At 37.3% G+C, this 6,749-nt stretch carries 7 protein-coding genes and 2 pseudogenes; 2 read left to right on the forward strand and 7 right to left on the reverse strand.

Annotated elements, in window-relative coordinates; all coding sequences use genetic code 11:
• Nucleotides 1–122: 122 nt before the first annotated feature.
• The gene (locus VSA01S_RS16205; RefSeq protein WP_039983072.1) at nucleotides 123–578 is read left to right on the forward strand and encodes a type III secretion system chaperone; all 456 of its coding nucleotides are present in this window, start codon (nucleotides 123–125) and stop codon (nucleotides 576–578) included.
• A gap of 119 nt (nucleotides 579–697) precedes the next feature.
• Nucleotides 698–2,248, forward strand: coding sequence for a protein-tyrosine phosphatase family protein (locus VSA01S_RS16210; protein WP_039983073.1), 1,551 nt, complete (start codon nucleotides 698–700; stop codon nucleotides 2,246–2,248).
• A 128-nt stretch (nucleotides 2,249–2,376) separates the two neighbouring features.
• Here VSA01S_RS16210 and VSA01S_RS16215 read toward each other — a convergent pair whose 3' ends face one another.
• The 7 genes and pseudogenes from VSA01S_RS16215 to VSA01S_RS16245 form a co-directional block, all read right to left on the reverse strand.
• Complete coding sequence (locus tag VSA01S_RS16215) at nucleotides 2,377–2,808, reverse strand: VF530 family protein (RefSeq protein WP_039983079.1); 432 nt, start codon at nucleotides 2,806–2,808, stop codon at nucleotides 2,377–2,379.
• Between the two features lie 592 nt (nucleotides 2,809–3,400).
• Nucleotides 3,401–3,727, reverse strand: coding sequence for a hypothetical protein (locus VSA01S_RS16220; RefSeq protein ID WP_039983074.1), 327 nt, complete (start codon nucleotides 3,725–3,727; stop codon nucleotides 3,401–3,403).
• A 155-nt stretch (nucleotides 3,728–3,882) separates the two neighbouring features.
• Entirely contained in the window at nucleotides 3,883–4,134 is a 252-nt protein-coding gene (locus VSA01S_RS16225) for a TIGR03643 family protein (protein ID WP_039983075.1), read from the reverse strand.
• A 198-nt stretch (nucleotides 4,135–4,332) separates the two neighbouring features.
• On the reverse strand, nucleotides 4,333–4,851 hold the full coding sequence (locus VSA01S_RS16230; RefSeq protein ID WP_039983076.1) for a DUF2165 family protein: 519 nt from the start codon (nucleotides 4,849–4,851) through the stop codon (nucleotides 4,333–4,335).
• A 176-nt stretch (nucleotides 4,852–5,027) separates the two neighbouring features.
• Nucleotides 5,028–5,207 (reverse strand): annotated as a pseudogene (locus VSA01S_RS16235) (YgjV family protein); the annotation flags it as partial.
• Between the two features lie 319 nt (nucleotides 5,208–5,526).
• Nucleotides 5,527–5,955 (reverse strand): ribosomal maturation YjgA family protein, encoded by a 429-nt coding sequence (locus tag VSA01S_RS16240; RefSeq protein ID WP_039983077.1) that lies wholly within the window; start codon nucleotides 5,953–5,955, stop codon nucleotides 5,527–5,529.
• A gap of 29 nt (nucleotides 5,956–5,984) precedes the next feature.
• Nucleotides 5,985–6,749, reverse strand: a pseudogene (locus VSA01S_RS16245) (inner membrane CreD family protein); the annotation flags it as partial.

Consider the following 6,749-nt stretch of genomic DNA (forward strand, 5'->3'; position numbering starts at 1 on the left):
GTACGGCTTTTAATACAAGAAAAAAATACCTGAGCAATTAAAATTCACCAAATAGCCTCAAGATAATTGAGTAAGTAAAAGCTAACAATCACGCATTAAAAATAGATGATTAGAGGAATATTATGAGCCACGAGAAAATAAAATCATTAGTGCTCCAACTCCCAAATTTAATGGATGTTGAATATATAGACCAAGCTCGCAGTAATGATATATGGAGTATTGTTAACAACTCTGACAATGAGATAACCATTCAATATCTTCAACAAAAAAATGAGATTCTCGTGTCTATCAATAACGATGTCCAGTTTGATGCTCTTAGCCTGGATAATTGTCAACTTTTATTGCAATTTAATTTTATCTACAAAGACACAGGTGGCGCACATTTCTCGATAAGTCCAGAGGACAATAGCATTCACTTACAACTGGGCCACACTGCAGATTTGAGTATAGTTGAACTGGTCAAGATAATAGATAGTTTAACAGATTTAAAATATAACTGGTCAAGATTGCTTGTAGAAAACAACGAGCCTTTAAATAAAGAAGAGACCAAACTTCCAGGCTCCGTCATTCTTTGTTAATACGACGCCTAATAAAGTTGCTTCGGGATAATTAAATTTCAAAATACTAATCACACTCTGTACCCAGTGGCTTCAAGATGCCTAGGTATAGAAAAATATAAGCAGTAGGATAAGAAAACATGACCGCCATTAATACCAATTCATTATCAAGCTTAATAAAAGGATTTGATAATGCTGATGATTCTCAAGAAATTCGAGCTAAAAGTGACAATAACATTTATGTTAAAAATAAAAGCGCTCGAATTTTCAAAAGTGAGACATCACGAATTAGACACCAGAGTAATGCTAGAAATTTGGTGTTAAACTCATTAATTAATTCCGGGGTAAAAAAATCGGATGCCGAAAGCATCATCAATAACAACGTAATAGATAATAAAAAGATTACGGTTGGCGATGTAAAGAAAATCATCAAAGATGCTCAATTAAAGATAGTAAAGAATAGTCCTCACTTTCTTTCTGAAAAACCAAGTAAAAGTTTTGCAGCCGTAGTTCCAAAATTTTGGCCAAGTGCTTCAGAGCCAGGTAAATTCGGCATGCTAGTCCTTAAGAATGGTACTCCACAGCGCACTGTAGTCACTTCGGATGAAATGCTCAAGCACGCGTCCAATATTATTGAGCAACAAGCGAAAAATGAATCCATGAAAAATACCGTACTGGCAGAAGTCGCTAATCATTCTTCCTCAAATTTTGATAGCAAATTTGATGAGTTTGAAAAAAGAATGGGGGAAATTAATCAGCATTTAAAAACAGATCTTAAAGGAGAGGCTCATCTAGACTACTTAGAAGGAAGAGATCGTTTCACAGATATGTTATCGAATAAGTCCACTAATATTAATCCGTTGCTAAATGCCAACCAGATTACTGTTGCAGGAAAAAAAGTGGGTATAGCGACACAATTCCCTTTAAAGGAATCCATTGGAATTCAATTACGAGAAATGCTTGAGCGTAAATCCCCTGCTTTAGGCGTATTGACCAACACTAAAGAAATGAACAAGTCTGCACTATCAGAGAAAAGTCTAGAGTGGTACTTCCGAGACAACATTAGTGTCGATGGCATCAAATCTGAGTCGATAAAAAGTGGAGTCGTTCACCTAGGGGAGATGGTAAATAAAAAAGGGGAATTAGTTTCTATTGATGCTCAACTTTATAAAATGACCATTACGGATACAACAACCAAAAAGTCACATACCGTTGATGTCATGCATGTCATTAATTGGCCTGATAAAACGGAAGTCAGCGTTGAGATCATGGATAAAATGGGTGGTCTTATGAATAGCTTCGCAGAAAAATCAGGTTTAGACTCAGGAAACTCATTCGTGCATTGCCGAGCAGGTGTGGGGAGAACACTACAACTTATGACTGGTATGCTTACTGGACCTGGAGGCACTCTTCCAGCTCATGTAAGCGCCGAAGAAATGCTGGCTGATTTCCGTTTTTCTCGTAATGGCTATATGGGTCAAACTGACGATCAAAGAAGAATGATTGTCGACTCTTTTGAACAGAAAAGACGTCCTATACTCAGAGAAGATCCTGTGGAAGAGCTTGACGAAGATATATACGAAGAACTAGAGATATACCAAGAACTAGAGATATACCAAGAACTAGATATATATGAGACTGACGATGGTTATGATGAAGAAAATAACTCTAATCATAACATCTATGTTTGATAACAAATTCAAAGAGAGTACTGTGCTAACTTAAGGTACATTCTCTCCTAATTTAGACGACAATGATAAAAATGGGAACAGCCATATCGCTGTCCCTTTTTCATCCTTTAACTCAAACTGATTTAAACCTATCTAAGACGATGATTAAAACGAGCTCGATCATTACGTTGTTTCGAAGAACGTTCTTTGTGTGCTGAGGCCGCTTTCGCTTGTGATGCGAGAATAGACTCTACCGTTAGTTCCATTGGCTCACGTGGTGTTAAACCATGACGAAATGTTCGTGCACGTGGCGGTAGGTTATATTCATACTCTGACGCTTTTGGCATGCGCTTAAAACGATATAGATAAAAATTCTCTACTCGCTCACGAGCCCATTCTGTTTTCTTGAGATATTTAACACTGCTCACAATCGTCGGCTTAGTATTAAAGCAATTCATTCGCATTGCTGTATCAAGTATCTCCCAACCATAATGGTCAACAAGCTGCTTGAGCATATCTTCTAATTTGAGACCATGCAGTGGGTTATTTTGTTGCAACTCTATTCGTTGTTCATCGGTCATGAATTCATGGCTCATGATCGGCTCCTTAATTTATAAGTGGCGCTTGCTGTGTTCACCACTTGATCTGTTTAAGTTGATATTACTCAATTGTAGGGAATAACATGCTACTCTTTTTGTCAGAAGAGTGAGTTTTAGCTAAAATGATGATGTTCATTAACAAAGCCACTGGATTACACAACAAATAATGCTTTTTGTTGATGCGTCATATTTTTTAATATGTACCTTGAAAACTCACCAACTTTTTATCTTTTACGTCGATAATGGCCGTCGCAAGTGATGAGACAAACTCACGATCATGGCTAACAAAGATCAAAGTGCAAGTCGAGGTAATGTTAAAAAGGTCATATTGAATAGAATCGCTATTCTATCTGATTAACTCATAAGGTGATATAACTCACATTAATATAACGAGCATTTTTTAAAAAAAATTCAAATTAGCGGCGAGAGTGGGTATAGCTAGCAGATAAAGTAGTGATGCACATATCGCGTATAGAGGGCTCAACATCTCGAATCATTTAAAGATGACGCCCCCTTGTAGAAGCGCGTTATCTGAGTCTACAGGAAGACTAAAACTTTGAGTGTAGTGGTACAGTTATTTTCTAAAGATTTCTCGTGTTTGAATTTCTACTGTAGAATCAGAGGTTAATTTAATTATCTGAGTCTCTTCAGGATAGACAACCGTCATCTCATTGCCATAAACATTATAAGAAGAAGCCTGTCCTAAATGGCTTTCTATATCATAAACCATTACATCCGCTCCCGAAGGCTTTGTCTCACACCTTGCTGCAACCGTTAAAAATCGCCCCCCATCCGATGAATACCACTCTCCTTCAAATGGAGACATAGAGCAAAGAGCGAGCGCGCTATTCGAAGTAAAAGCAGCAAACATAGATGCAGTGAGTATCAATTTATTTATCATAAGTAAAAACCATTATCCTATTGAAAATAAATAAAAAATACCACACTCAAGTTGTAACCACAAAAATCTAAATCACTTAAAACAATCTAATAATTGAGAAAGTACTTTTTGTCGAAACTAGAATCAGTAGAAGGCTTGACTCTTTGCAAACAAAATTAACGGTGTTTATACTGACTTGGACAATAGCCTCTAGAAATTTCTGGATTACGCAATTTTACGTGTTTTGTATTACGACCTGATACTCTTTGACGCCAGAGCTTAAAGCTATTTGGCTTTAATCGGCTTCGTAAAAGACGAATTACATCAGATTCATTAAAACCAAATTGTAATTTTATTGCTTCAAATGGAGTACGATCTTCCCATGCCATCTCTATAATTCTGGATTCGACTTCTGGAGTTAGTTTCATTTAGTGCGACCAATTCAAAATATTGAGTTCTACGTCCTGAATCAGTCTTTAGCTCAAATAATAGAAAAAATAGCTTAGTTGAAAGAAGATGAACACTTAATTGCATTAGAGGATACTTACAAACCCTTTTCTATAGCTAAAAAGGATTCATAATCAAAGCTTGGTTAACCAATACACAAAATTACACATGACATCTTCCTAAATTTCAACGGTTACTTTTGGTGATGGTATAACGACGTACACCATTGTCATCATAATAAAACTGACAAATGAATACGCCGCATCTTGCCCGTTCCATTGACTGGCCCACATTTGAAACCACTCAGCTCCTATGACACAAAATCCAAAATACCAAACAAGTGCAGCGATTGTACCACCTATAAGGAACCAAGATTGTCCATGTTCAAACCTATTTTTCTGGATATTTCTTAGCATAATGAATGCACCGAGTACGCAAAAAAATCCAGCAGCAAATTCCCCTGCGATAATTATCCAGTAACCGATTTTTACGAGTGTATCATTCGTGATTGCTCGGCTCTTAAGCAGCTCTCCCTGAAACCATGACTCCATTGCATCCATTTTAAGTACATGCTGAACAAACTGTTGATTAGTGTCATAATCGACTATGTTGTTATAACCAACGAGTAAACAAAACAAACCCACCATTAGGCTTACTAACCCTTTAGATATTTTATGCGTCGTTTGTATTTTTACCATAATTCATCCCTTTAATTATTGATTTTATCTATACCCAAATATCTTGTGTGGGCATATGCCGACTCGGCCCGTATAATACATCAACAAAAAATAAATTCTATTATATATTAGAAACTTAGATTGGAGTTTCGCTAGATTATTCATCAAACAATAACACTTAAAGTACTCACTGTGCATTAAATCTTTCTCTGGTAATTTCGACAGTAGTATCGATAATGACCAACTAAATTACCGCCTATAAACAACGCCTCCATAATCACTGCCACGAGCGAGCCTGCTAGATAATTATTGAGTAGCCATAAAGATATTCCGTCTATCATAAGTTGCCTTAACCGACGATCATTTTTATTAAACGCAAAGTTCAGCATAACCTACAAAGTTGTACCGTTTGATAGCCCGAATTCACCTATAAAGTCTATACCCAAGTATCTTCAAGTTACTTGGGTATAGAAAATGACACGTGCTTCGGTGTGGAAAATGATAAGATAAAAGTCTCACATTTTTAGGCTGACTCTTTATGAATCAGTGACCAAAGATAGGCTTTCTGGAGCAAACTTAACCTAGATTTATTACGTACCTTTCGCTTTAATTGGTAGTGACGGCACACTGTTAGCCCCCTATTTAGGTTGATTAATACATAGGTTCTCTTCGTAGTACTTTGCGACCGTACAATGCTCATTTTCTTTCTAACCACCAGCAAATGAAACCTCCCACGCAGTAAGCAAGAAGATCTTTCCAGTCGAACGTCGCGCCAAAGATAATGGCTACTGGCGATGATGGTGCGATATCAAACCAGGCTATTACCTGTATTAATTGTGCAAACTCAATAAAAAACGCCAGTGAAATAACTAAAATTGATAGCCACTTTGCAGGCATATGAATGACACTGGCGATGAGGTAGTATAGCCACATCACAACCAATACATCCCCAAAAGTAGGCCGGATAAAGCTATCTCGAACATAAAGTGCAATCACTACCATTGAGACTAATATTGCACAACTTTTTATCAGGTTATTCATCGAGAAACGAAAGTAACACTCTACTGAAGCATTACGTTTATTATTTTGTAGTTGGCCTTGCGTCTTATCGTTAATCATTTTCATTAACCGCCTTGGTAGAATTTTTTCTTGGATTATTTCAGTGTATTCCACACCATTATTCTCGATATTGTCATTTTTAATTCATTGATTTCTGATTCATTTGGTTTCGCACTGCGAGAATACCAATCCACATTTTGAGTCACCACCATGATGACGCTCAATACCACAAAACATAATAAGGCCCCCATCACCAGCGCATAGTTTTCTGCCTATAGCAGACCTAACAACAACAGGTATAGCCAAACAGACATAATCCAAATACCACACCGTGTTTGTTCTTGTTCAAGATGCCACTCACATAAACACCCAATAATCCTGCTGAAGCTGCTGAAGAGATAACATAAGCCCAGTTAAAGCCCAAATATTCACTCATCGAAGTCAATAGCAGGTAAAACAGCGCTAAACCTAAACCAATAAAACTATATTGTACTGTGTGAACCGGACGTTCTTGGGAGAGCTCCAATAAGAAAAAGCTAGCAAATACCAGTGTGATCACCAATAAAGAGTAGTTCACGACTCGATGAGATTTCAGGTAATGCTCATCAAGTCAACTCCCATTTGTCGTTGTTCTAATTCACGACAAGCTTTATTAGAGACAATACAACTTTGAAATAGTTGCGATATATTGGTGGAAAAGTTATTACTCACCCACTGCGCATAAAACCACTTTCAGAGATTTCAGAAGAGACAGGCAAAGAGTCCCAATAAAGCTTGGGTGTGGCCACACCGATGAAAGGTATACTTTAGTATCATTTACAATTGGTATCCTTGGCCGACGGCTCACCCCCCCCCCCCCC

Source organism: Vibrio sagamiensis NBRC 104589 (assembly GCF_007990935.1).
In the GTDB taxonomy this organism is placed as follows: Bacteria; Pseudomonadota; Gammaproteobacteria; order Enterobacterales; family Vibrionaceae; genus Vibrio; species Vibrio sagamiensis.

Bases quoted from the DNA above. Each gene is read 5' to 3' on its own strand.
- VSA01S_RS16205 (WP_039983072.1), top strand. From the start codon at position 123: ATGAGCCACGAGAAAATAAAATCATTAGTGCTCCAACTCCCAAATTTA.
- VSA01S_RS16210 (WP_039983073.1), top strand. From the start codon at position 698: ATGACCGCCATTAATACCAATTCATTATCAAGCTTAATAAAAGGATTT.
- VSA01S_RS16215 (WP_039983079.1), bottom strand. From the start codon at position 2,808: ATGACCGATGAACAACGAATAGAGTTGCAACAAAATAACCCACTGCAT.
- VSA01S_RS16220 (WP_039983074.1), bottom strand. From the start codon at position 3,727: ATGATAAATAAATTGATACTCACTGCATCTATGTTTGCTGCTTTTACT.
- VSA01S_RS16225 (WP_039983075.1), bottom strand. From the start codon at position 4,134: ATGAAACTAACTCCAGAAGTCGAATCCAGAATTATAGAGATGGCATGG.
- VSA01S_RS16230 (WP_039983076.1), bottom strand. From the start codon at position 4,851: ATGGTAAAAATACAAACGACGCATAAAATATCTAAAGGGTTAGTAAGC.
- VSA01S_RS16240 (WP_039983077.1), bottom strand. From the start codon at position 5,955: ATGAAAATGATTAACGATAAGACGCAAGGCCAACTACAAAATAATAAA.